This window comes from Vibrio breoganii (genome assembly GCF_001677275.1).
Taxonomy (GTDB): domain Bacteria; phylum Pseudomonadota; class Gammaproteobacteria; order Enterobacterales; family Vibrionaceae; genus Vibrio; species Vibrio breoganii.
This window is the reverse complement of record NZ_CP016178.1, coordinates 554,548-579,276: the sequence shown is the minus strand read 5'-3', so window position 1 is coordinate 579,276 and position 24,729 is coordinate 554,548. Positions and strand designations below refer to the sequence as shown.

General features: G+C 44.5%; 18 protein-coding genes, 2 pseudogenes and 1 riboswitch. Of the genes and pseudogenes, 11 read left to right on the top strand and 9 right to left on the bottom strand.

Annotated features, from left to right (window positions below):
• From A6E01_RS15535 to A6E01_RS15520, 4 genes are all read left to right on the top strand, one after another.
• Window positions 1-1,173 carry a glycosyltransferase family 2 protein gene (locus tag A6E01_RS15535; protein WP_065210651.1) on the top strand — a complete coding sequence of 391 codons (1,173 nt, stop codon included), beginning with the start codon at window positions 1-3 and terminating at the stop codon, window positions 1,171-1,173.
• Between the two features lie 25 nt (window positions 1,174-1,198).
• On the top strand, window positions 1,199-1,837 hold the full coding sequence (locus A6E01_RS15530; protein WP_017028136.1) for a sugar transferase: 639 nt from the start codon (window positions 1,199-1,201) through the stop codon (window positions 1,835-1,837).
• Between the two features lie 248 nt (window positions 1,838-2,085).
• Window positions 2,086-4,227: an LruC domain-containing protein gene (locus tag A6E01_RS15525; protein ID WP_065210650.1), complete on the top strand. Its 2,142-nt coding sequence runs from the start codon at window positions 2,086-2,088 to the stop codon at window positions 4,225-4,227.
• 30 nt (window positions 4,228-4,257) lie between these two features.
• The gene (locus tag A6E01_RS15520) at window positions 4,258-4,752 is read left to right on the top strand and encodes a hypothetical protein (protein ID WP_065210649.1); all 495 of its coding nucleotides are present in this window, start codon (window positions 4,258-4,260) and stop codon (window positions 4,750-4,752) included.
• Between the two features lie 425 nt (window positions 4,753-5,177).
• Here the strand turns inward: A6E01_RS15520 and A6E01_RS15515 are convergent, their stop codons facing one another.
• From A6E01_RS15515 to nirB, 5 genes are all read right to left on the bottom strand, one after another.
• Window positions 5,178-6,026, bottom strand: a complete 849-nt coding sequence (locus tag A6E01_RS15515) for a hypothetical protein (protein WP_017028133.1) — start codon at window positions 6,024-6,026, stop codon at window positions 5,178-5,180.
• A gap of 219 nt (window positions 6,027-6,245) precedes the next feature.
• Window positions 6,246-7,004 (bottom strand): uroporphyrinogen-III C-methyltransferase, encoded by a 759-nt coding sequence (gene cobA / locus A6E01_RS15510; protein WP_065210648.1) that lies wholly within the window; start codon window positions 7,002-7,004, stop codon window positions 6,246-6,248.
• A 139-nt stretch (window positions 7,005-7,143) separates the two neighbouring features.
• Window positions 7,144-7,989: a formate/nitrite transporter family protein gene (locus tag A6E01_RS15505; RefSeq protein ID WP_065210647.1), complete on the bottom strand. Its 846-nt coding sequence runs from the start codon at window positions 7,987-7,989 to the stop codon at window positions 7,144-7,146.
• 111 nt (window positions 7,990-8,100) lie between these two features.
• Window positions 8,101-8,424, bottom strand: coding sequence for a nitrite reductase small subunit NirD (gene nirD / locus A6E01_RS15500; protein ID WP_017032167.1), 324 nt, complete (start codon window positions 8,422-8,424; stop codon window positions 8,101-8,103).
• Window positions 8,425-8,436: 12 nt separating this feature from the next.
• A complete protein-coding gene (gene nirB / locus A6E01_RS15495) occupies window positions 8,437-10,995 on the bottom strand; it encodes a nitrite reductase large subunit NirB (RefSeq protein ID WP_065210646.1) in 2,559 nt (852 codons plus the stop codon).
• Window positions 10,996-11,580: 585 nt separating this feature from the next.
• On the opposite strand from nirB, the pseudogene A6E01_RS15490 reads away from it, so the two are divergent.
• The 4 genes and pseudogenes from A6E01_RS15490 to add form a co-directional block, all read left to right on the top strand.
• A pseudogene (locus A6E01_RS15490) lies at window positions 11,581-12,399 on the top strand (sodium-dependent transporter); the annotation flags it as partial.
• A 79-nt stretch (window positions 12,400-12,478) separates the two neighbouring features.
• Window positions 12,479-13,602, top strand: a protein-coding gene (locus A6E01_RS15480) for an IS3 family transposase (RefSeq protein WP_156744628.1) whose coding sequence is annotated in 2 segments (ribosomal slippage) — window positions 12,479-12,731 and window positions 12,731-13,602 — 1,125 coding nt in all. Because the reading frame shifts where the segments join, the coding sequence is not laid out codon by codon here.
• Window positions 13,603-13,656: 54 nt separating this feature from the next.
• A pseudogene (locus tag A6E01_RS15475) lies at window positions 13,657-14,271 on the top strand (SLC5/6 family protein); the annotation flags it as partial.
• An 84-nt stretch (window positions 14,272-14,355) separates the two neighbouring features.
• Window positions 14,356-14,453: riboswitch (purine riboswitch) on the top strand.
• A 30-nt stretch (window positions 14,454-14,483) separates the two neighbouring features.
• Window positions 14,484-15,479, top strand: a complete 996-nt coding sequence (add, locus tag A6E01_RS15470; RefSeq protein ID WP_065210644.1) for an adenosine deaminase — start codon at window positions 14,484-14,486, stop codon at window positions 15,477-15,479.
• A gap of 612 nt (window positions 15,480-16,091) precedes the next feature.
• Here the strand turns inward: add and A6E01_RS15465 are convergent.
• The 3 genes from A6E01_RS15465 to A6E01_RS15455 all read right to left on the bottom strand — a co-directional run bounded on the left by A6E01_RS15465 (window position 16,092) and on the right by A6E01_RS15455 (window position 18,242).
• Window positions 16,092-16,442 carry a YajD family HNH nuclease gene (locus tag A6E01_RS15465; RefSeq protein WP_017028127.1) on the bottom strand — a complete coding sequence of 117 codons (351 nt, stop codon included), beginning with the start codon at window positions 16,440-16,442 and terminating at the stop codon, window positions 16,092-16,094.
• 84 nt (window positions 16,443-16,526) lie between these two features.
• Complete coding sequence (locus tag A6E01_RS15460) at window positions 16,527-17,147, bottom strand: LysE family translocator (RefSeq protein ID WP_065210643.1); 621 nt, start codon at window positions 17,145-17,147, stop codon at window positions 16,527-16,529.
• A gap of 156 nt (window positions 17,148-17,303) precedes the next feature.
• Complete coding sequence (locus tag A6E01_RS15455) at window positions 17,304-18,242, bottom strand: LysR family transcriptional regulator (protein ID WP_017028124.1); 939 nt, start codon at window positions 18,240-18,242, stop codon at window positions 17,304-17,306.
• 129 nt (window positions 18,243-18,371) lie between these two features.
• Here A6E01_RS15455 and A6E01_RS15450 point away from each other — a divergent pair, with 129 nt between their 5' ends.
• The 3 genes from A6E01_RS15450 to A6E01_RS15440 all read left to right on the top strand — a co-directional run bounded on the left by A6E01_RS15450 (window position 18,372) and on the right by A6E01_RS15440 (window position 22,216).
• The gene (locus A6E01_RS15450; protein WP_017028123.1) at window positions 18,372-19,454 is read left to right on the top strand and encodes a DUF1254 domain-containing protein; all 1,083 of its coding nucleotides are present in this window, start codon (window positions 18,372-18,374) and stop codon (window positions 19,452-19,454) included.
• A 177-nt stretch (window positions 19,455-19,631) separates the two neighbouring features.
• Entirely contained in the window at window positions 19,632-20,504 is an 873-nt protein-coding gene (gene pdxY, locus A6E01_RS15445) for a pyridoxal kinase (protein WP_017028122.1), read from the top strand.
• Window positions 20,505-20,515: 11 nt separating this feature from the next.
• Window positions 20,516-22,216, top strand: coding sequence for a cation:proton antiporter domain-containing protein (locus A6E01_RS15440; RefSeq protein WP_017028121.1), 1,701 nt, complete (start codon window positions 20,516-20,518; stop codon window positions 22,214-22,216).
• Window positions 22,217-22,287: 71 nt separating this feature from the next.
• Here A6E01_RS15440 and A6E01_RS15435 read toward each other — a convergent pair whose 3' ends face one another.
• Entirely contained in the window at window positions 22,288-24,603 is a 2,316-nt protein-coding gene (locus A6E01_RS15435; RefSeq protein WP_065210642.1) for a peroxidase family protein, read from the bottom strand.
• Window positions 24,604-24,729: the final 126 nt, after the last annotated feature.

The window sequence follows — 24,729 nt, the reverse complement described above, 5'->3', positions numbered from 1 at the left end:
ATGTCTACTTACCACGCTCTACTTATTGCAGTATTCGTTGTCGCTAGCTTTCTTATTGTCTACCACCACGTAGGGTATCCTCTGCTGCTTAAGTTCATCGCTAAACGCACAGTAAAAGAAGAAAACACGGTTTCGCTGCGTCACTTTCAAAAAACAGCCGAAGACAGCGAACGCCCTACCATTACGGTTATTATCCCAGCCTACAATGAAGAAAAGTGGATTGCTGACAAGATCCGCAACACCGCCTCATTGGATTACCCCACACAAAAACTGTCAGTAAAGATCATCTGTGATGGATGCAGTGACAACACAGCGAATGTCGCCACCGCCACCATTCAAGAAGCCATTTGTGCTGACACTCTGTTTGAGGTTATTGAGCATAAGCAAAACCGCGGTAAAGTCGCCATCATCAACGAAGCCATGGAATCGATTCAGTCTGACTTGACCGTACTCAGTGATGTGACTTCGCTGATTTCTATCGATGCCTTACTGATTGCTGAATCTCACTTTCAAAATGAGCAAGTGGGCGTTGTAAACGGCACCTACTCGTTATTTGATTGCGGCAGCGAGGGGGAAGAAAAATATTGGCAGTATCAAAGCAGCATTAAATCTGCCGAGGCAAATCTCGCGACCTCTATTGGCTCGCACGGAGCATTCTACGTGTTTCGTAGTCACCTGTTTCAGCCTTTGGCCTCAAACAGCATCAATGATGATTTCATTTTGCCAATGCGAATTGTTCAAAAAGGTTATCTAGCAGACTACGACACCAATGTAATTGCCACCGAGATGCAACCTACGCAACTCAGCGATGACTTTACACGTCGCCTAAGAATCTCAGCCGGAAACATGCAGCAGGCCATTACTCTTTTTGGATTATTCCATCCAAGGTTTAAGGCGATAGCGTTCGCTTTCTTTTCAGGGAAAGGCCTTCGTTTGTTAATGCCATATCTAATGCTTGCCACCCTTGTAAGCAGTGCATTACTGCAACAATACGCTGTTTTCCAAATCGCCTTTTACCTGCAGCTTGCGATTTATGCCACCAGCCTTGTGTGTTGGGTATGTCCCCCGCTGCTGTCATTCAAACCCTTTGGACTCATTCATTACATATTACTAGGACACACCGCCAATCTGATCGGTGGTCTACGCTACCTGGTTATCAAAAATAGCCACTAACTTGTTAGTTTAAAAGGAATTACTTATGTACACGCTTACCAAAAAGAACAATACCATCACCTTAGGTAAACGCTTTTTCGACGTTACCGGGTCACTAATTGGTATCGCCTTATTGCTACCTCTAATGCCATTTATCGCCATTGCCATTCTCGGCACCTCAAAGGGTCCGTTGTTCTATCGTCAATTGCGAGTAGGGAAATCGACACCTAATAAAATGGCTCTGTTTGAGATCATTAAATTCCGCACTATGTATCAAGATGCAGAAGCAAAAGGTGCAGCATGGGCAACTAAGCACGACCCGCGAATTACACCTGTAGGCCGCTTTCTAAGAAAAACTCGCTTAGATGAACTGCCACAACTGTTTAACGTGTTGAAAGGAGAAATGTCGCTCATTGGTCCTCGCCCAGAGCGCCCAGTGTTTTACAAAACCTTAGAAAAAGAGATCCCTTTTTTTGCAGACCGTACCTACGGGGTACTGCCAGGTATTACCGGCCTTGCTCAGGTGAATCAAGGCTACGATACCTCCATAGAAGATGTTCGCTCAAAGGTAGGTTATGACCACAGCTATGCCCTATCTCACAACTCAGTTCGAAATTGGTTCGTCACTGATTTTCAGATCACAGTAAAAACATTGCGCATCATGGTCGATGGCAGAGGCCAGTAACTACTGAAAATCACTTCCTTTTAAATGCTAAGAATCTCCATTTGCCCAACCTAGTTGGGCTTTTTTTTATTTCTAGATTGCGGATTTTCGGGGTTTTCTCAAAATGAGAATCAAATCAGCAACAATCGCTCGATTTTCCCCATTAACGGCCCTTTTAAGTTGGCACGCATCTTGGAATACCTCTAGTACGAACAACATTAGCCGGTTATTCACCACTACTGGCGCCATCAACGTATAGGGAAATTAAGATGTCAAACCACAAAGGATTCAACAAAAGTCTTTTGGGCATTCTAGTCGCTACCGGAGCTAGTTTTATGGCTTCAGAGGCCGAAGCGGCTGCATTTGAGACTTGCCCAAGTAAAGCCTATTTGTTTCAAGCAAACCCAGTACAGGTTTACGGAGTCAATTTGGTGACAGGGCAAACCGCACTGCTACAAGGTGATACCGGGCTTAATACCAATATCAATGCCGTGGGTTTTGATTTCGATAGCCGATATATCTATGGCTATGACACCGGCAACAAACAAATAGTGCGATTGGGTGACAACTTTCAGGCGGAAGTCCTCAACACTGTAGGCCTACCAACCGATCACACCTTTTATGTGGGTGACGTGATTAACAACGTCTACTACCTATACCGTCAAGGTAAAGGCTTATTCAAAATAGACCTTGCACCATTAGACGATGATCCTAGCACTTACCTTGTCGTAGAGCAGATCAGTAACACGGCAAGCGTAAGGCTAACAGACTTTGCATTTCATCCGGGCGACGAAGAGCTGTATGGCATCGATAATGGCAGTGGCATCTTATATCGCTTTAACACCACCACAGGCGCCGCAACCGCTATCGGCGATACAGGCGTAACAGGCACCTTTGGCGCAGGCTACTTTGACGTAAACGGCAACTACTACGTTTCTCGTAATAGTGATGGAGATATCTTTCGTGTGGATCTTTCTGATCCTGAAAAAATCGCAGAGGGTATTGTTCCAGCGGTTAAATTTGCTGACGGACCGAGCTCGTCTCAAAATGATGGCGCTCGCTGCGCCAATGCGCCCATCATAGATGAAGACTCAATGATCGACTTTGGTGATGCGCCTGACAGTTACCTCACCACCCTAATGAACAATGGTCCCCGCCACCAACTTGATGGCATTACTTACTTGGGTAATCAATCACCAGATGGAGAACAAGACGGTCTTATCGCGCCGCTGAGTGATGATACGACAGGCATTGCAGATGAATCAGGTGTAGGCTTCGTAACCGCCATTGAGCCTGGACTAGACTCTATCGTTAGCATTAATGCCTCTACTCAGGGCTACCTGTCTGCATGGTTTGATTGGAACCAAGACGGCGACTTTGATGACGAAGGCGAGAAGGTATTTTCAGATGTTCAGCTCTCAGCCGGTCTGAATGCCCTGCCCTTTACCGTAGATTACAACGCGGTCGATGGGCGCACATGGACGCGCTTTAGATTTAGCCAACAACAAGGGCTGAATTATTTCGGTGGCGCTACCTCAGGTGAAGTAGAAGATCACCCTATCAATGTCTCAACCGCTGGCATCACAATCCGACATTTCCCTAGTGAAACGGGCTACGCTACCCTCGCCTATGAGGATAACTGGCCGTACACCGCCGATTACGACATGAACGATGTCGTCATGCACTATCGAGTTACAGAAGTGTTGCGTGACAACCAAGTAGAGAAATCCCTAGTTCAAGGACGATTAGCCGCAGTTGGCGCTGATTATCACAATGGCTTCGCGGTGCGTTTACAAGGTATTCTGCATACTGATGTCGATGCACTGTTAACTCGTCAATATCACAACGGCGTTTTGCTAGAAGATAACGGATTAGAGCTGGACAGTAACGAAGCCATCTTCATCATAGATGCCGACTTAACAGACTATAAAACCAATACTTGTTCGTTCTTCAGAACTCAGGCTGGATGTGTCGAGGACGAGAACTTTAGTTTTGAACTGCACATCACACTAGATACTAATAGCGATCGCAGTAACCTGATGGCCATGCCTTACGACCCCTTCATCTTCGCAACCCCAGGTTACTACCATGGTGAGGGACTGCCATTTCAACCAGGGCGACAATGGGAGGTTCACTTAGCTGACTATGCGCCAACGGAGAAATTTAACGGCGACGCCATGTTTAACCTAGGCGTGGATGCTAGTAATCCTGAGCAAGGCACCTACTTTAAAACCGACAATAACCTGCCATGGGCACTATTGATGACAGAAGAGTGGAGATGGCCTTTAGAGCGCACAGATTTAGTCCATGCCTACCCAGAATTTGCAGAATATGCGGAATCAGGGGGTCAACAAAAAACCACATGGCACAAGCGTAACCGCTCTGACCGTTCAAAAATCTACGACCAATAAAACTAAGCTAGGACTATAGAGGATTTCATTATGAATACATTCACTAAAACAACATCCATTCTAGCGGTTTTGATGCTTACTGCGTGTGGAGGCGGCGGTGGCGGCTCCGACTCTTCATCGGGAGCGGCTCAAGTCGATGAGCCAGAATCAGGTAACGACAATCCAGTGACCGAAAGCATTGCTAACGTACAGATACCGCAGCGCTCAATGCAAGATTTAGCCGTCCCTGATGATTTCGATTACAACCCGACCCTGTCAGTGGACGTTATCGTAGACATTAGCGGGATCAGCACGCAACGCGCCTATGTTTCGGTATACAGTGAGTATCAACAAAGCGCTGATGGCACGCTTACCCCAGATTACGCCTATCGCATAGCAAATGGCGCGCTAAACAGCGGTAAAGGAGAGCTAAATATCACCTACGCTCAAGAATATACCAGCCTGCTTGCTGAAGTTTGGTTCTATGACGGCACTGAGCCACTGCAGCGCATAATCACAAGGGACAACAACGAAATCACTTACTAATCTCGAACTAAAGTGCTGCCTGTTGTGGGTGGCACTTTCTCTAACTCTTACCCGCTAATCCACCTTTCTATCAGCCTTAACAAATTTCACTAGCGTAAGAATCTATACTTAAATAACCGTCATTCCCAAGGGCTCTTATCGGGAATCTATTCTCACATAACCGAAAAGGTCCCCGATAAAATAACTCGGGGACGACGGGAGTAAAAAAACCACACCTAAGTGAGTGCTACCAAAGATCCTAGATAAGCTGTCGCTTTCCAGGATGACAACAATTGAGAGAGGGAAATTAGGCTCTAAATAGCCAAGTTCACGTCACTCGGAGGTTTATTCTGGGCCAGTACACTACTAGCTTTAATGGCAATAAATACTAAAACGCCCCGTCACTACGACGAGGCGCTGAGTGCTGTTTAAAGCGACTATCCTATTTAATTTACAGACTCAGTGAGCATTCTTTGATGGTCGGCTATTTCCTGTATCCTTGCGACGATGTCTTCAAAGCGTTGCTTATCTGCGTTTGAGTAGAAAACGATAGCGCCATCTTGAATAGTCCAGCCATCACGGTTCACATCTAACATCTCTATAATGCTTCTGACTTCTTGTAAGGCAGCCAATTCAGCCTTCCACATTTCATTTTGCTGCTGAGCATGGAGGATCTGCGAATCAAGGTAATCGCCCTCCATATTTGCACTCGCTTCTGTGTCATAAACCTGCTGTTCAAGTTCGTGCACTTGCTGCTGTGTTTGTACAAGATGATTGAGAATGGCGGATTTTGTATCTTTGATAATCGCGTAGCTTTCCACTAGGTCGGTATCGTTCTGCAAACGAGAAATATCCAAAATTGAATACCAACCCGATTCCATAACAGCCTGTTGATAGCTCTGATTTAGATCAGTGGGCTGTGGCAACGTAATGGGTTCTTGGCTTTGCTGTGCTGGTGCAGAAACTTCGGCTATAGACACGCTAGGCGCTTGATATTCTTTTTGATGAACAGAATGCGAGCCAATAAACCGCCCTACACCAAGCGCGGCAATAATAATCACTAATGACCATATGGCTCGAACAGTGCGACGGGCACTGGTAAAGAAAATCAGCAACAGCCCCCAGCAAAATAAAATGCTAGCCAACCACTGCCAACTATTGGCAAAAAACGACGCGTGTGTAATTGGCGCCGAATACCCTTGATAGGTAGAGAGAGAGGTCACCAGTGCTAATCCGAACAGGAAATACACTAGGCTACCTGAAAGCGATGTCGCCCCCAGAATTCGTTTTTTCATATTTAGCTTTCCTTGCTAAAGCGTAACTGCGCTATTAGAGGCTTCATCCTGAAACTCTCATTACAGCTTTCAGCTATAACAATAGATCGACTTAGGATCATTTGCACCATTTGGAAGCGAATTTACTACTTCGCTCACAACAACTACCATAAAAAGTGCAACTCTTATAAGCTCCGTCTCATAAGGGCTTACCCCAAAAATAACCCAGTTAAATAATTGCTATTCGAACCAATTAAGTTGTGAATGAAGTCTCGTTACACTGCCGACTACAATCAGCGACGGGCTTTCAGCTTTTTTAGCTATCGTTGATAACTGGGAAAGTGTTCCAGTCAACACTCTCTGCTGAGGCGTAGTGCCACGCTCAATGATCGCAATAGAAGTCTCTTCCGATAAACCAGCACTCACTAATTTATCTTGAATGTTACCACTTTCTTTTAGTCCCATATAGAAGACTAAGGTTGTGTTGCCCTTGGATAAGGCGGCCCAATCTATATCCATACCTTCTTTTTTAAGATGGCCAGTAATAAAGTGAACACTTTGCGCATGATCTCTATGGGTCAAAGGAATGCCTGCATAAGCAGTACAACCTGCCGCTGCCGTAATACCCGGCACCACCTCAAAAGGGATCTGTTCTAGCGCAAGTTTTTCGAGTTCCTCACCACCACGACCAAAGATAAACGGGTCACCACCTTTAAGGCGCACAACGTGTTTATCCTGCTGCGCTTGATCAACCAACACTTGGTTGATTTGATCTTGGGGCACACAATGACGATTTAGACGCTTACCTACGTAGATAAGTTCCGCATTAGGATTAACTAATTCCATGATTTCAGGGGACACTAAACGGTCATAAACAATCACTTCTGCTTTCTGTATCAGACGTAATGCCTTTACAGTCAAAAGATCTGGATCACCTGGGCCAGCGCCGACCAAAGAAACAAATCCACCTTGATTTGCAGAGATTGATTTAGAAGTCATAAAAAAGTTCTCTAATGCAAAGGCCTTAAAACTCTCGTTCTAAAGCGACACAATTATTTATAAGAAGTGGCCAACAACTCGGCTCTCGACCACTTGTTATAAACAATTGCCCCACACAAAGGTGAGGCAATGTCAGTAATTAGCGCTGTGTTGCTAGCTCAGCTTCTACTTTCTCTTCAGCGTCGATTGCTGGAGCCGTTTTAGCGTGAGTTAGGTAAAGTGGGATACAAGTAAACAGTAGACCACCAACGATGTTACCTAGGATTGTTGGGATAAGGTTGAAGTTCAACCAAGTTGCAATACCAAAGTCAGCACCAAGCATCATACCAAGTGGGAACAAGAACATGTTTACTACTGTGTGCTCAAATACGAGTGCGAAGAAGATGAAAATCGGTAGCCACATTGCTGCAATCTTGCCCGCAACTGTACGTGCTGTCATGTTACCAATAACGCCCAAGCAAACCATCAGGTTACAGAAGATACCGCGCACGAAACACGTAATCCATCCGTCCATACCCATGTTCTCGAAGCCAACAGTACGAGCGGTAGAAACTGCGATGAATTTCTGCGCTACTGCGTTTGGATCAAGAGAGAAGTTACCCGTTAGTGATACTGCGATTAGAAACGCAACAATCAAAGAACCAATCAGGTTACCAAGACCCACAAGGCCCCAACAACGCATGATGCGGCCCCAAGTAACGCCTTTGCGGTTTTCAAACTTTGCTAGTGGAGCTAGGCCAAATACACCCGTCACTAGGTCGTAACCCATAAGACTCAAGATGCAGAAGCCCACAGGGAACACAAGTGCGCCCACAATGCCTACGCCAGTTTGAACAATAGTAGTGATTGCCACCACTACCGCTAGAGACAGGATGATACCCGCCATGGTGCCACGGAGAAGAAGATCTCGCGTGCTTGTTTTCACCTTGGCTTCACCAACGTCTATCATCGTTTGCACAAATTCTGCAGGTTTTAGATCATTCATTTTGCTATCCATATAAAAGTTAAAGTTAAAAATTGAAATTGAATAGTCAAAGGCTCCCTGCCCTTGCTCTTTAAAAACAAAAAGCAAGGAACCCTTTCGCTATTAAATCTCTTATGCAGAAACTTCTACAGCACCTTTCACTACGCGCGCTTTGAAAGATTTAACGTTAAAACGTTCGTCTTCCATGCAAGCACCTGTGCTTAGATTGAAGCGTTGCTTCTTCAATGGACTTGCAACCCACAACTCGTCTTTATGCTCAACAATCAAGCCACGTGACAACACGTTAGATTGCGCAAATGGGTCTGTGTTTGAGATAGCAAATACCTTCTCATCTGCAGAAGGACGAAATAATGCAACCTGCTGACCAGCAACGAGCGCACATACGCCTGTGCCCGGTACGATGTCATCGATTTTACAAACTTTTTCAAAACTCATGATTACGTCCTCTTACTCAGTAACGGCTGCGTGGAAGATATCGCCTTTCGCTTCAGGGTGTTTTTCCGTGAAGGTTGCTGGGCGATGTTGGTCACGCTCACTCACAAACACTACGTTGTCATCACGAAGGTCTGAGTTAATAAAGTGAGAGAAACGAGTCAGTTGTTTTTCATCGTTGATAGTGTCAGTCCACTCACAGCGGAATTCTTCAACTAGCTTAGCCACATCAGCCTCAAGTTGAGCGTTGATGTCCAGTTTGTCTTCAACGATAACGTCACGTAGGTAATCCACGCCGCCTTCTAGGTTTTCAAGCCATACAGAAGTACGTTGTAGTGGCGCTGCCGTGCGGATGTAGAACATCATGAAACGGTCGATGTATTTGATCAGAGTTTCTTGGTCTAGGTCTGTTGCAAGTAGATCTGCGTGACGAGGTTTCATACCACCGTTACCACATACATACATGTTCCAGCCTGCATCGGTCGCGATGATACCCAGGTCTTTACCTTGCGCTTCAGCACACTCACGAGTACAACCAGATACGCCAAACTTCATCTTATGAGGAGTACGAATACCCTTATAACGGTTCTCAATCATTGAGCCTAGGCCCACAGAGTCTTGAACGCCGTAACGACACCAAGTAGAACCCACACAGGTCTTAGCCATACGCAATGCTTTTGCATACGCTTGACCCGTTTCAAAGCCAGCATCAATCAGCTTGCCCCAGATAGCAGGAAGGTCGTCTTTTTGAGCACCAAATAGACCGATACGCTGAGCACCAGTGATCTTAGTGTAAAGATTGTATTCTGCAGCAACGTTAGCCAGCGCACCAAGGGCTTGAGGTGTCACTTCACCACCTGCCATACGAGGGATAACAGAGTAAGTACCATCTTTTTGGATGTTACCTAGGAAGTTGTCGTTAGTGTCGTGCAGCTTAACCAATTCAGGCTTAAGGATATGCTCACCCCAGCAAGATGCTAAGATAGAACCCGCAAGAGGCTTACACACTTCACAGCCGTAACCCTTACCGTACTTCTCTAGCAGCTCGTCAAAGGTTTTGATTTCTTCGATACGAATAAGGTGGAACAACTCTTGGCGAGAGTAAGCAAAGTGCTCACACACATCACTCTTCACTTCCACACCCGCTTTAGCAAGCTCAGCGTTAAGCACTGATGTCACTAGAGGGATACAGCCGCCACAACCTGTGCCTGCACCAGTCACCGCTTTCACGTCACCAATAGTGTGGTGGCCATCTGCAACTGCTTGAGCAATTTTGCCTTTAGTTACGTCAAAGCAAGAACAGATAACCGCGCTTTCAGGCAGAGCATCTGCACCTAGGGTTGGTTTTTCTGCGCCAGCGTGTGCCGGAAGGATCAATGCATCTGGGTGCTCTGGTAGATCCATATCGTTCAGCATTAACTGAAGAAGATCGCCATAATCAGAAGTGTCACCCACCATTACCGCACCAAGCAGTTTCTTGTTGTCTTCAGAAACGATGATACGTTTGTAAACTTCTTGCTCTTCGTTTTGGTAAACGTAGCTCTTACAGCCAGGAGTACGGCCGTTCGCGTCACCAATTGAACCCACTTTAACGCCCAGTAGCTTCAACTTAGCGCTCATGTCTGCGCCTTCAAACTGGCTGTCGTTACCCACAACGTGGTCAACAGCAACAGTGGCCATCTTGTAGCCAGGAGCCACTAGACCGAAGAAGGTTTCATTCCATGAAGCACACTCACCGATAGCGTAGATGCTTTCGTCTGAAGTTTGGCAATGGTTGTTGATTGCGATACCGCCACGAGGTGCGATGTCTAGACCCATTTGGCGTGCCAATTTGTCTTGAGGACGGATACCTGCAGAGAATACGATGAAGTCAGTCTCAAGCTCAGTACCGTCAGCAAAACGCATCACGTTACGCAGCTCTTTGCCTTCAGGAGCAATTTCAAGGGTGTTTTTGCTGGTGTGAACTCTAACGCCCATACGCTCGATCTTTTGACGAAGCTGGTTACCACCCGCTTGGTCTAACTGCTCAGCCATTAGCTTTGGAGCAAACTCAACAACGTGAGTTTCCACACCTAGTGCACGCAGCGCGCCAGCAGCTTCTAGGCCTAAAAGGCCACCGCCGATAACAACACCTACAGAACTGTTTTTCGCCGTTGCTTCAATAGACTTAAGGTCTTCGATTGTGCGGTATACAAAGCAGTCTTTGCTCTCGTTGCCTTTGATAGGCGGAACGAATGGGAAAGAACCTGTCGCCATTACTAGCTTGTCGTATTCGATTTCACGACCGGTGCTTGAATGAACGATACGGTTTTCACGGTTTACGTTGATAGCACGTTCGCCCAACAAAATGTTGATGCCGTGCTTTTCATAGAAACCTTCTTTAACAAGAGAAAGCTCGTCTGCGGTGTGGTGAGAGAAATAAGAGGATAGGTGAACACGATCGTAGGCGATGCGTGGCTCTTCGCAGAACACTGTAATATCCATGTTGGAAACATCAGTTTTCTCAACAAGGTCTTCAATATAACGGTGTCCCACCATGCCGTTTCCGATGATAACTAGCTTCATCTTGCTCATAGCGGTTCCTTAAAAAATATAAAAACTTGCGCGATTGTATTTGGGAACCACAATTCAAAATTGACCCAGATCAATTTCACAAAAATATACCCCTTTTTGGGTATTTGTCATACAAGACTACAATTAAGTCATTGATTCTTAGTATTTTTGTATCTCATTGACTTGCAACAGGTTGTAACCAACTAGTGACTTCTTTTGAATTTGAACGGAATTATTTTTGTTAAATCAAGGGATATTAGTGGTTATATAGTGAATTATTTTGAAGATGTAAATTAATGGCTTTGTTAATAGATAGGCACGATAAAGTGACATGACTTTATGCTCAGTCTTTGTTGCCGGATAACCGCCTTTCACCTCCTTTTCATTAATTCTTCATTAAGCTACTTATTGCATTCTCAACGTTTGGTCAGTACCAAGGCAAATAAAAATGTAAGTGCCGTATTTCTACTGTTTAGCTTCCCATTCTCTATCCCTATTATGCGCGGTTCTTTTTCAAGCTATGAAAGCCAACTCTTCGTTTTCATAGCGAACAAGAAGCACGGTTAGATCCAATTTTTATATATTTAAGACACTTTCGGAGATGTTGTGGCGAATAACCTTTCACAATCAAGAGACACATGGGGTTCAAAGCTAGGCTTTGTTATGGCAGCAGCAGGGTCTGCTGTTGGCCTCGGTAATATCTGGAAATTCCCTTATACCGCGGGTGAAAGTGGTGGTGGAGCGTTTGTTCTTATCTACCTAGCCTTTGTGGTTTTTATTGGCTTTAGTGTCATGTTGACGGAGTTTGCAATCGGCAGACATACACAGAAATCAGCGGTTGGTGCTTTTAAGACCACTGATAAGCGCTGGACATTTACCGGCGTAATTAGTGTCGTTAGTGGCCTGTTAATCATGGGCTTTTATCCTGTTGTAGGTGGTTGGTCTATTGCTTATATCTACAAGATTGCTTCAGGACTACTCAATACCCCACACTTGATAGGAGACAGCTTTAGTAGCTTCATTTCAACGCCAATAGAACCACTAATGTGGATGGGAGTGTATCTGGTCCTGAACGTCCTTATTGTAATAAAAGGCATTTCTGGCGGTATTGAAAAAGCAGGCAAAATTCTCATGCCAATGCTATTTGTTATCTTGATGGTTGTATCCATCAAAGGATTGTCACTTCCAGGTTCAACTGCGGGACTTAAATTCTTATTTAGCCCAGATTTTTCAAAAGTAAACAGCAATGTGGTACTTGCGGCTCTAGGCCAGGCCTTCTTCTCTTTAAGCCTCGCTACAGGTTGTATGATCACATACGGTAGTTATCTGAAGAAAAAAGAAAATCTAGTACAGACAACAGCAATGGTTGTTGCCATGGACAGTGGTGTTGCCCTACTAGCCGGCATCGCTATGTTCCCTGCTATGAGAAGTGGTCCCCGATTTTCGGACATGACTTTAAGTGATTGATCTGTTTTGATAGTACCCAGAAATACTGGAGCAGATTATGACTAGAAAACGCAGAAACCACTCTCCCGAATTTAAAGCTAAGGTGGCATTGGCTGCCGCTAAAGGTGATAAAACTGTCGCTGAGTTAGCACAGAAGTACAACCTGCACCCCAACCAGATCTCAACATGGAAGAAAGAGCTGCTTGAAAATGCAGCCATGATCTTTGCCTCTGAAAGTCAGTTGGGCAAAGACAATTCTGAAGACGTGGACAAACTTCACGCTAAGATCGGTCAATTGACCATGGAAAATGATTTTTTGGCGAAAGTGCTCGGTCGTTAGATCGAGCACAGCGAAAGAGTTCGCTGGATAAATCCACCCAACTACCGATAAAGCGCCAGTGCGAGCTTCTTAATATTGCTCGCTCTACGGCTTATTACCAACCCATCGGACTTTCTACTGAGGAGATTGAATTGCGTCGAATGATTGACGAAATTCACCTTCAGTATCCGTTCATGGGCAGTAGGCGTGTTCGAACTGAGCTGGCTAAAAAAGGCCATAAGGTTAATCGCAAGCGTATCGTTCGGATCATGCGTGAAATGGGCATTGGAGCGATTTATCCCAAGCCAAAAACGACACTGGCGAACAAAGCACACAAGGTTTATCCCTACCTATTGCGTGACATCGAAGTTACTTACCCCAACCAAGCTTGGGCTATTGATATCACGTACATTCCGATGGCTAAAGGGTTCCTGTACTTGGTTGCCATTATCGATTGGTACAGCCGTAAGGTGTTGTCTTGGCGCCTCTCGAACACCATGGATACAGGCTTTTGTATTGATGCTCTTGAAGATGCGCTTCAACACTACGGACCACCCGATATCTTCAACTCAGATCAGGGCAGCCAGTTTACCAGTACTGAGTTCACACAGAAGTTGCTCGACCATAGCGTACGGATCAGCATGGATGGGAAAGGCCGTTGGATCGACAACGTTTTTATCGAGCGATTATGGCGAAGTCTGAAATATGAGGAGGTTTACTTAAAAGCTTACACCACGCCCCGTGAAGCCGAACTTGAAATCGGCCACTACATGGTGTTTTATAATGAGGAGCGTAACCATCAAGGCCTCAATGACCTAACCCCTGATGAAGTCTACTTCGGTAGGCAGAGATACGCTGCATGAGCTGGATCAACCACTTAAGGAATTAGCTTATGTGTCCAACCATTGGGGTCCACTTCTATGTTCGCTTTCGGTATGGAGCCAGCTGCGGGGCCAGGACTTGTTTTCGTCGTTGTACCACAATTGTTCGCTGAAATGGGTGGCATCATTGGTCTATTATTTGCGCTGCTTTTCTTTGTTGGTCTTAGTGTTGCGGCACTCACCTCTTCTGTATCACTTTTAGAAGTTGCTGTTTCATACCTTATCGATGAAAAACACATGACAAGAACTAAAGCAGTGCTTATCTCATGCATTACAATGGTCAGTATGTGTACTCTTTCATCACTATCTCTGGGCGGCATTGGACCAAAACTATTCGATACCGGTGTTTTCGACATCTTTGACTTGCTTACCGATAAAATTTTCCTAGCAGTTTGTGGCATGTTCATTTGCATCTTCGCGGGCTGGAGAATGAACAAAATAGATTTAGAAAATGAGATCACTAACCATGGTGAAATATCATTTCCTCTGTTTAATGTTTGGTATCGCTTGGTTAAATACGTCATTCCTTTTGCCATCGCGCTAGTTGCCTTCATGGGTGTTAAAGCTGGCTTTGATAGTGGTAAAGGCGAAGTCATGCTACTCGGCCTAGCGTTTATCGCATTTACCGCTGTGATTTCAAAACGACTCTAATTGACACCCTATTAAACAAAAAGAGGCTCTAATAGGAGCCTCTTTTATCTGCAACAGTTTGTAACAACCACCAGCAGTTGCTAGAATCACGCCACAAATATGCTTCATATAATCCCTCTGATATGGTGTGGGAGTCTCTACCAAAGGCCTATCCTTTGATTATGAAGTCATTGTCTTTATTTGTTCCTCTCTCGTGATAAAGGTGACGACTTATGAATTTTTTCTCTCTCCCAAAAATTGACCTCCATTGCCATCTTGATGGCAGTGTTCGACCTGAAACCATTATTGATCTTGCGAACAGTCAGCAGGTTGATATTCCAAGCCAAGACGTTGATGTGATTCGCGATCTTATGATTGCTCCAGAAACCTGTGTCGACTTGCAGCAGTATCTTACTCGCTTTGACCTGCCCCTTCAGGTAATGCAAACCCAAGACGCTCTGGAACGAATCTCATACGAAGTGTTTGAAGATGCGGCTAGAGAAAACGTTAAGTACCTCGAAGTGCGCTTTGCTCCCCTATTGCATACCAATCAAGGCTTGACTGTTGAGCAAATTCTTTCGTCTGTGGTTAAGGGAATGAAGCGTGCTGAACAAGACTATGATATTCACGGTAATTACATACTGTGTATCCTGCGCACTATGCCAAAAGACGACATCAATTTAGTGATTGATGAAGGTGCTAAGTTACTAGGAAAAGGGGTACAAGCCTTTGATCTTGCCGGTGCCGAACTAACAGGCTTCTGCCACGATTTTGTTAAAGAAACCGAATACGCCCGCAGTAAAGGCTTCCACGTTACTATCCATGCTGGAGAGCAAGGTGACGGCCAGAATGTGCAAGACGCAGTGGAACTGCTAAAAGCTGAACGTGTCGGCCACGGCATTCATATTATGAACCATGAAGGCGGATATAACGCGGTTAAAAACAACCACGTTGGTCTGGAAACCTGCCCGAGCAGTAATGTTCAAACCAAAGCGGTTGAAAACATTGAGTCACATCCAGCAAAACGCTTTTATGAACAAGGCCTAGCGGTAACCATCAATACCGATAACAGAACGGTATCCAACACGACTATGACCAAAGAAGTACAAAAGGTATGTGAGTTATTTGAGCTTACAGACTCAGATTACAAAGCTATCTACCTCAATAGCGTTGAGCAAAGCTTTGCTAGTGATGATGTAAAACAAGAGTTGCGTAACTTCATTAAGTAATCGGCGATCTAAAAAGCCTGCATATGCAACAATTTCTGTTGGCAGTGCAGGCTCTTGTCTTTCCTAGGTTCTAGGTTCTAGGTTCTAGGTTCTAGGTTCTAGGTTCTAGGTTCTAGGGTCTAGGGTCTAGGGTCTAGGGTCTAGGGTCTAGGGTCTAGGGTCTAGGGTCTAGGGTCTAGGGTCTAGGGTCTAGGGTCTAGGGTCTAGGGTCTAGGGTCTAGGGTCTAGGGTCTAGGTTGATATGACCCCGTAAAACTAGACAGGGGGTTTTACGTTATTAGCTCGATATTTTGCTGTTCGTTAGATTGATCACTGTCCCCGAAGTCATTTATCGGGGACCTTTCGATTGTATGTAGTAACAGATTCCCGATAAAAAACCTCGGGAATGACGCCCCCCTAACGCCCTTGGCATACTCGAAGCAGCACTGCTGTTCTGGCATACTGGATGAACGCCTAGTGTTCTGAAGAATGACGTTTTTGGGATTGGACTAACCACGACTTACGATCAAAAGAAAGGCTTCTATCTCGTGACTTGAGGCTTGTGGCTAGAAGCTTTTAGCTAGAAACAAAAAGGCCACCCAATCATAAGGTGACCTCTCTCTTCCAACTACCCTACTTTTTCATCATCTTAGCAAGGTCGGCAAACGGGTTGTGTGTTGCCGATTGGTGATCGTCAGCTCTTGCTACAGGGTCGACACCATAGCGCTCATGATCTGTGTACTTAGAATGCTCATGATCATGGCAGTACAGGCAAAGTAGTTCCCAGTTACTCCCATCTTCAGGGTTATTCGTATGATCGTGATCTTTGTGGTGAACGGTTAATTCACGCAGGTTTGAATACACAAACTCTCGTGCGCAACTGCCACACACCCAAGGATAAAGTTTCAGGGCTTTATCACGGTAACCCGCTTCTTTGCGAGCGTATGCCGCGCTGCTGCCAGTATAATCTGATGAAGAAGACATCTTTATTTCCACATGCTTTGTTGATTTACGATTAAATTAGCACAAATTTGCTTATGACGCAGTTAGGCTAATGAGATCTATCACTCAACTCATAAACAACCACACCCCTACTCCAATCATCAATGTACCAGCAATACGGTTCATCAACTTTACATTGCTACTATTAGACAGTAACACTCTAAGTCCCTTGCCTCCTGAAGCATAAATACTCATACAGAGAAATTCAGATAACATGATAATGCTAACTAGGATCAAGAGTTGGGGGGCTACTGCATGGTTTGCGCTGATAAAAGGAGGCAACAATGAAATCATGAAGGCCCAGCCCTTTGGATTTGCAATAGCTGTTATAAAGCCCTGCGCCACTAGACCATAATTAGATGCATTCGACGACTCTAGATTTTCGTCCGTAATTGCCATCTTGCCTTTTGAGCGCCACATTTGTACGCCTAAGTAGCCAAGATATAGCGCCCCTACTGTTTTAAATCCAATGAACAGCATTGGCATTTTTATCATTACTGCTGCAATACCTAGTACCGCACTAATAGCAACGACAGCAACGCCAAACACCTCTCCTAGCATCATCCATAAGGTTCTTTTGTAGCCAATGCTCATACCTAAACCTAAAGCTAAGGTCATGCACATACCTGGTGTTATCGATACAAAGAGAAATGTGGGGATAAAAACCCATAAGGTGGCAAGTTCCAATTATAACGTCCCTATTGAAGTAGCAAAGAAAGATAAATTATCTAAGATCATATAGTTATGCAATTAGAATAACGATCAATTCAGTTGATTAAAAGTCACCGATAATACTTAATCAAAGAAATTCTGCGCGACTATAACGGGCGGCAACAAACGAATCTACAGTAATAGTTCGGAAATCTTTTCTGTAAGTAACTCCCCCATCCATTGATGTGCCGCACTATTATTACTGCGCTCGTGATGTATAAGAAAAACCGGTACCGAATAAGCATCGTTACTTTCAATCTGTATAGATTTTAATGACTCAAAGTCTTTTTTGTAACTTCTTAACCCCTGCAGACAGTTTGTCCCAAACAAAATGGCGTCTGAGTCCGACATAACATCAATCAAAACCTGAGTTTGGGTACTTCTTAAAATTGGGCGTCGTTCCACCATCAAATCTTTATATACCTGAGTAATAGGAGCGCTGAATGAGTGATACAGGTCCTCCTCTATCGCCATTCCCACCAAGGGATAACCAAAAGTGTCTTCGACACTGACATTAGCCTTTGCTAACAATGGGTGGCCAGGCCTAACAAACAATTGCGGTCTTAGTGTGCCAATTTGCTTCGACACATATCGCCGATTTGTCGAGTCAGCAAAGTGCACAGCAAAGTCTATTTGCCCCTGATCTAGAGATGAGTATGGGTTCGCCCTTGCGGCATATTCTGACATTCTAATTCTAGGGGCTATGCCTCTTAGTTCCTTCATTAATAATGGCGTTAATGCGCTAGATAACAGTGTCGGCAGCGAGATGGAAAACGCATGCTCTGCGTTTAAAGGGTCGAAAGTTTCCTCACTAAATACGGCACTTAATTGCGGTAACAACACCAATAGCTGCTTTTCCAGTTCCAATGCCTTCTCCGTCGGCACTAAACCTGATGCCACTCGAGTAAACAACGGATCATCAAATGTATCTCGCAAGCGCGCTAGGGAACGGCTTACCGCAGATTGAGATACAAATAGCGCCTCGGCGGCTCTGGTTACGTTTTTCTCTTTCAGCAAAACATCAAGCGTTACCAAAAGATTGAGATCTACCCTAGACAACAATCGGTTCATCAAACTCACCATTATTCGATTTGATCATAATTAACTATAAATATAAGTCGTTAGATGAATTTTATACAACTGGTTATTCTTTATTCCAACAACCAAGAGGTTTAACAACGATTTAATCTAGGAGTTACTATGAAAAACTTATTTAAGCTATCTGCTGTTTCATCTTTCGTTTTGGCAAGTGTTGCTCTACCACTGCAAGCAACAGATACCATCGCTGTTACGGAGCAGAACTACAACCAAGCAGCTGCGGCAAAATACATGGGCAACTGGGATAAGCGTGGCGCGGATAAGGAAATAGTACACCTGCCTATATTGGTCCCCGCTGGCAACAAGGCTCCTGTAGTGCGTATGAATCAGGATTCACTTTACTCATCTGCCATTGCGCATGCTGATAAAGATGGCTATATCCATGTCACTATTGACGAATTTGAAAACGAACCTGGCACAGAAGATATTTATACCTCTGTACATGTTTTGGATGAAAACTCCGCTTCGCCAATGTACAAAGTTGGACCGGGTGAATACTCCGTTAAGATAGACACCGACTTCGCATTTATTATCTTCAGAGCAGGCGTTGAAGACAAATCTGATCTCACTAATGCATTAGCTGCACAATCACGTTTTCACGTAGATTACTCAGCGACAAAAGAGTTTGCTCCAGAGGGATACGTAGCGCCAAACTATGATGTTGCTCAGCGTCAAGCGATGACTAAAAAGCTAAAAAAAGAGTTTCTAGAAGCTGGTGAAGACTTCTTCTATGTTGAAAGTTCTGATAGCCCTGACGCTAACAACGGTCGTCAGATGCGTTCAAATGCTCAAGGCTGGGGCGGTATGCCAATTGAGGTTGGTATTTCAAATATTTACCGAAATACAAAACAGTTTGATGGCTCTGTATGTCAGCAGACGACATTCGCAGAACCAGATAATAAGTATTTCACCTCAGTCACCCTGTACGATGAGGTTGGTTACATGCTAGATACTGACAGGTTCTCAATCAACTCATATGAATGGGACAAAAATAGCGATGGTACAGTAACCATTAGCTTCGGTTGTGGTGATGATGCACCAAACAATCTAGAAACGAATGGCGAAGACTTTAACTATACGGTACGCAACTACGGTGCTTCACACGATGTCGAGTATGACCTGTTTGGTGGACGTGAACTGAAATACTTAGCGGGCGGTAGTCTAAACCCAGATTACAAATCATAATTAAAGCAAGACCCTTTCTATTAAAGCCGCCTTTTTAGGCGGCTTTCTGGTTTTCGTCTCCCATACCCTTCCCTGTTATGTATGCTTTAGTCCTTCATACAGTATTAAAGCAAGTCACTAAGGAGCGTTAAACTCTCAAACTAATGTAACAAAATACCGCAAAGAGTTAGTTTTAAAATGACAAATATAATTTCAATTCAACCGCAAGTTGTATACGGACATGTTGGCAATAGTTCTGCTGTTTTTCCAATGCAACGAATGGGCGTTGAGGTTCTACAACTGGATACCTTGCAGCTAGCAAAAATCCCTCGTACAGATGATGATTGGTCCGGCTATAAAAGTGTTGAGTGTGGTATCGGCTCGCTAATTCAGGGGATAGATAACATCCATGAGCTTGAGCACTGCGGCGCTTTAATCTCCGGATATTTGGACAATGCTCAGCAGGTAGAAGAGCTCTATCACAGCGTAGCAAAACTGAAAAAGCGCAATCGCTCTGCTTTGTATATCTGCCATGCGGCCATGTATCAATCTAACGGCACACAGGTGACCCCTGATGAGGTGAAGGATGCATTGATCGCTGACCTCATTCCTATTGCTGATGTGGTAGTGGCAAATAAATATGAACTTTCTGCGATCACTGCAACACCACTCACTGACCAAGAGTCAGTCATAAACGCCTGTGAACACATACTCGATCTTGGTGCTCGCTACGTTATTGTCAGAGACCTAGACCTAATGTCAGGTATTAATGAAACCATGATGATGGTGACTCACCGCAATAGCGTTAAGACGCAGTGGCCTAAATTCCACTTTGCAGAGCCAATCATTGGCGTGGGAGACCTAATATCAGCGGTATTTGCCGGTTCAGTGGTAAACGGCGTCAATCCAATGAGTGCATTTTCTCACACGTGTAATGCCGTATACGGCATTTTAAAGATCACAGAAGAGCACGACTCTTACGAGCTACAAACTGTCGCAGGCCAATATGAATTCGTAGAGCCTACCTACGAGCTTCCTATAACTAAGATCGAACACGTTAACACTCACTGATTGGCTATTTTATGGACTCTGTCAGTTTCTTTTATTTCATCGCCTATGTGTTTTCAATAGCAAGTCTATTTGTTGTTGGCTCCTCAATATTGGGCATGGGCACCATTGTTGGATTCATTTTGGCTGGTGTAGCACTTGGCCCCTTCACCCCAGGGCTAGTTGCCGCTACCAACATTGAACTGCTACAACAAGTTGCAGATCTTGGCGTCGTTCTTTTCCTGTTCACGATAGGATTAGAAATGAAACCGATGGATTTGTGGCGAATGAAGAAAGGGCTGATGATACAAGGTGTGGGGCTCGTGGTAACGATGTCCCTACTCTTTGCCGGATTGGCTACTTTATTCGGGTACTCATGGCAAATAGGCTTAGTTGTGGGGGCCATCTTTGGCCAATCTTCTTCTGCGGTCGTCATCACCTTGTTAAATCAGAAGGGTGAGTTCAATTCTGAGCACGGCAAAAACATCTTCTCTAATTTGATGGGACAAGATTTGAGTGTGGTGCCTCTAATGGCGTTAATACCGCTATTGGTGAGCCAACAGATTGAGTCGAGCGCTCATTTTCTGCAAGACACTTTCACCGTCATTTGTGTTGTCGCGCTAATCATTGGAATTGGTAAATTCTTGTTGCCTTTAGCCCTTAACTGGAGCGTCAGAAAGCACAACAAAGATGCCTTTGCACTGTGCTTGTTTGGTTCCATTTTTGTAACCGTGTGCGTGATTGAATATGCCGGTTTGCCCTCTACCCTTGGTGCATTCTTGCTGGGTATGTTGCTGTCCTCTTCCGACTTCAGGCATAGCCTAGAAGAAACTGTAGTTCCCTTTAAAGGGGTACTCATGGCGCTGTTCTTCACGTCCGTTGGCATGCAGATAGATCCAACGGTGCTGCTAAATAACCTAGGCACAATCTTGGCCACTCTGGCTATCGTGCTCGTAGTCAAAACATTGCTTTCAATAGTACTCTCACTGCTTGATGGAAAGTCTTTGTCCGTAGGAGTAAAGACCGGATTTTGGCTCAACCACGTAGGTGAATTCGCCTTTGTGATACTAGCGCTAGCAACCTCTATGGACATTCTTAGCGAGTCACAGTCAGGCATTATGATCGCCGTTGTCAGCCTAAGCATGGTGTTATCTTCATTTAGCATTAAATTAGGGGACAAGCTCGTCTCTAAGTTTATTCATAGCGCTGAATCGTTTGACGAAATTGAGCATGAAGATACTAATTCTCTGGTCATCATTGGTTTGGATGAAGTCGGTCGGTTAATAGCTGAAATGGCTCGTAGAGCTGAGATCCCTTATATAGCGTTGGATCACAACTACGACCAAGTCAGAACCAGCAAACAACTGGGACTAAATGCGTATTTTGGCGATATTCTGAGATCCGGTGTACGTAACAAAATTCATCTAAAGAATGTAAAGGCTGTGTTTGTCTCTATCCATGAACCAGCGACGCTAAAGCGTGTTTGCGTAACACTCTCAAAGTACCCAAATCTAGATATCTATGCACGTACTAACTCAAAGCAAGACGAGTTGGAGCTAAAGCAGCTAGGTATTCACTTTGCCTCATCGACTTATGTGGAAAGCACGCTAATAAGAGGAAGGAAACTGCTGCACAAATTCGGCCTCGCAGAAGAGACTACTTTGGCTTTAGTTGATGAATTAATGACCGAAATGTCAGAGCTTGACTATCAAAATTACAAACAGCAGTGCACGTAGGACCAATGGCAACTAAAACTTTGTTGTAGCAACCGAAGCTATTTAAAAAACAGGTTCGGTTGTTCCTTATCCTAATTATAAATAGCAGCCCCTATTAGGACACTATCCCTATCCTTGAGCTGAGCCGATAGCGATGGAAAATGAGTTGAAATAAGATCTTTCATTGTAGTGTTATGTATCGCACGCAAATCACTTTGTGACCAACCATGGATACTGTTCTCAAACCAAAATCTATCTCCATACTTACTACGATAAAATTGGTCAGCAATTATCTCACCAGCAGTAGGCCCCACTATTCCATTTTTCACCTTAGCTTTATGGTTTAACTCATTACTACCTTCTAAGCTGCCAAATTTGCAGCCTGTACAGACTATTTCAGATTCTATCAACATTCCTACAAAGGGGTCGATTAGATCTAGTCGCTTGAAAGTATCTCTCAACTGCAACGCATAGTTAGAGTCTGTATCTTGAGTCAATGCTTCAAAGCATTGCAAAGGGTCGTACTCTTGGTTTTCCTGAGGTTCAGGGCAACCTTTAGTTCCGTATATGGCATTGCCTGTCCACTGCTTGGCAAGCTGATGATACGAAGGCAGTCCATGTGTTCGGCCTCTAAATACTGAAAAACCTGGAACGCTGACTGAAATAGCGCCACTAAAACAATTTGATACATCGAGCTTGTTCAGAGATATTTCGACATAGCGATCTACCATTTGAGCTCTAGAATTGACCAAACCTGCCATAATGGCATCATCAGGTGGTGAAGCACTGGGGACTTGAGCACCAATAAACGCCATCATTTCATCTACTGGAGCAAAAGCGGTGGATTGCGCCGCCGCTCCTAAGTGTATCCAATTTATTGAAGACTCAGCTGGAGAGTTCTGACCAAAATAGTTAGCCGGTAGTTGTTTCTGTTTTGTAGGAATTCTCTCCATACTAACGGGATCGAGAGGAAATACATCGTTAGTCACCATTGAATGCCCAAACCGCATAGCAGCAGCGGCAAAACTATTGCCAGTACGAGGATCAATAGCTTGATCATAATCACTGTCTTTATACTTTTGGGTTAGCTTATATTTCTGAGATAACGTCTTCCCTACAATTATTGGCAAGAATTCGTTGTACACTACCTTTTGGTAAACTCCGATAGTACGTGCTCTCGCCACTTGAAAAATTTGTTCATCACTCCAAGTAGGATTGTTTTTCGAAAGTAATCTCGCGTTACGGTTATGCTCTCTGAGCCAAAGGTTTTGTATGACCGTGATTCCTAGATTTTCTGTTGCTCTAAGATCCCCAGCGGCAAAAGCTTTACTCGGATCATTGGTCGATGCCGTAAGTTCATCAAAGGGCACTTGTGGGCTTGTTTCTGAAACAAAGGGCATCCAATCAACTCCGTCAGGGATGCTCCATTCGAAATCTGACCTAGTTGGGTCGTTTAAAGCGGCATAGTTAATACTGCATTTCACGTTCTCCAACAGCATTGGAGGAGTGCCAAGTGCACTATTGGGACAGCTATAAACACCCGGCGTTGCAGGTACTTCCCCTACCCCAGGTATAAATGTGCTTCCAAAGGAAGCTGCGGGAGAGACACACATATCGAGGTGTACAAACGGTTCAGGAATAAACCCTGGAGCACTCTCAACAAATACTTCTTTGATATTTGAAAGATCTTCGTTAAACATGCTCCAAGGTTCGCCAGTATCAGTGTTTACACAATCACAAAGATCCCGAGAGGGAGTATTTCTCCTAGTGAACCTAAAATCCTTTCGCTGTGCAGTCTTTAATAACCCCCCTTCAAACGTTCTCAACGCATTACTTATTTCCTTAGTGGGGCCATAGGTGGAAGACAAGTCTAAGAAAGCGGATGCCCCATTGTATTGCTGTGGAACGCCCTGTTCGTCAAGGTAATCAACCGTTGCGCCACCTAATAAAAAATCGGTACCTTCTGCATCTTTCTCAATGCCTAATCCCGCGTTGAGCGCGAGAGGATCTGCTGGTGGCGATACTGTGAGTGCCATATCATGGGTAACAAATTGCATCATATAGACAAAGAAAAGATTGGTATGAGACCAGTAGCGACCGTCTTCGACATTAATCTGCATTAAGTCAGCACTGGCTACAATAGGATTTGCAACTTCGTCTCTAGGGGATGTTCGAGTGGCTATATCGCTGTATTCTGCTTTCTCAAATCGCCTAAAAATTCCTTCTCTAACGGGACCTTCGCTATTTTCAATATCAATGTCCCAGGCGACCCCAAGATTTGGCTCTATTGGATTATTACAATACCCGGTAATAGTCCTGAATTCTTGCGCAGTACTTTTACACGTTTGCCCTTGGCTAACCGCAGGCAGTAAGGCTATAGCACCCCACAATACGATGATCTTTTTCATGTTATCCCTATCTATTCCATGCAATAACTAAAAGAGAAACAACGTATCAACCAATACTGATGCACTATCGCAACTAGGCTCTGATATTCCCTACAGACAATTGAAACCTAAATTTAAACCGCGTTT

What these genes read in the sequence shown, in the direction of transcription:
- pdxY (WP_017028122.1), top strand. Translation starts at nt 19,632, where the DNA reads ATGACAAATATAATTTCAATTCAACCGCAAGTTGTATACGGACATGTT.
- A6E01_RS15525 (WP_065210650.1), top strand. Translation starts at nt 2,086, where the DNA reads ATGTCAAACCACAAAGGATTCAACAAAAGTCTTTTGGGCATTCTAGTC.
- A6E01_RS15465 (WP_017028127.1), bottom strand. Translation starts at nt 16,442, where the DNA reads ATGTCTTCTTCATCAGATTATACTGGCAGCAGCGCGGCATACGCTCGC.
- A6E01_RS15440 (WP_017028121.1), top strand. Translation starts at nt 20,516, where the DNA reads ATGGACTCTGTCAGTTTCTTTTATTTCATCGCCTATGTGTTTTCAATA.
- A6E01_RS15530 (WP_017028136.1), top strand. Translation starts at nt 1,199, where the DNA reads ATGTACACGCTTACCAAAAAGAACAATACCATCACCTTAGGTAAACGC.
- cobA (WP_065210648.1), bottom strand. Translation starts at nt 7,004, where the DNA reads ATGACTTCTAAATCAATCTCTGCAAATCAAGGTGGATTTGTTTCTTTG.
- A6E01_RS15505 (WP_065210647.1), bottom strand. Translation starts at nt 7,989, where the DNA reads ATGAATGATCTAAAACCTGCAGAATTTGTGCAAACGATGATAGACGTT.
- A6E01_RS15450 (WP_017028123.1), top strand. Translation starts at nt 18,372, where the DNA reads ATGAAAAACTTATTTAAGCTATCTGCTGTTTCATCTTTCGTTTTGGCA.
- add (WP_065210644.1), top strand. Translation starts at nt 14,484, where the DNA reads ATGAATTTTTTCTCTCTCCCAAAAATTGACCTCCATTGCCATCTTGAT.
- nirD (WP_017032167.1), bottom strand. Translation starts at nt 8,424, where the DNA reads ATGAGTTTTGAAAAAGTTTGTAAAATCGATGACATCGTACCGGGCACA.
- A6E01_RS15455 (WP_017028124.1), bottom strand. Translation starts at nt 18,242, where the DNA reads ATGAACCGATTGTTGTCTAGGGTAGATCTCAATCTTTTGGTAACGCTT.
- A6E01_RS15520 (WP_065210649.1), top strand. Translation starts at nt 4,258, where the DNA reads ATGAATACATTCACTAAAACAACATCCATTCTAGCGGTTTTGATGCTT.
- A6E01_RS15535 (WP_065210651.1), top strand. Translation starts at nt 1, where the DNA reads ATGTCTACTTACCACGCTCTACTTATTGCAGTATTCGTTGTCGCTAGC.
- A6E01_RS15515 (WP_017028133.1), bottom strand. Translation starts at nt 6,026, where the DNA reads ATGAAAAAACGAATTCTGGGGGCGACATCGCTTTCAGGTAGCCTAGTG.
- nirB (WP_065210646.1), bottom strand. Translation starts at nt 10,995, where the DNA reads ATGAGCAAGATGAAGCTAGTTATCATCGGAAACGGCATGGTGGGACAC.
- A6E01_RS15435 (WP_065210642.1), bottom strand. Translation starts at nt 24,603, where the DNA reads ATGAAAAAGATCATCGTATTGTGGGGTGCTATAGCCTTACTGCCTGCG.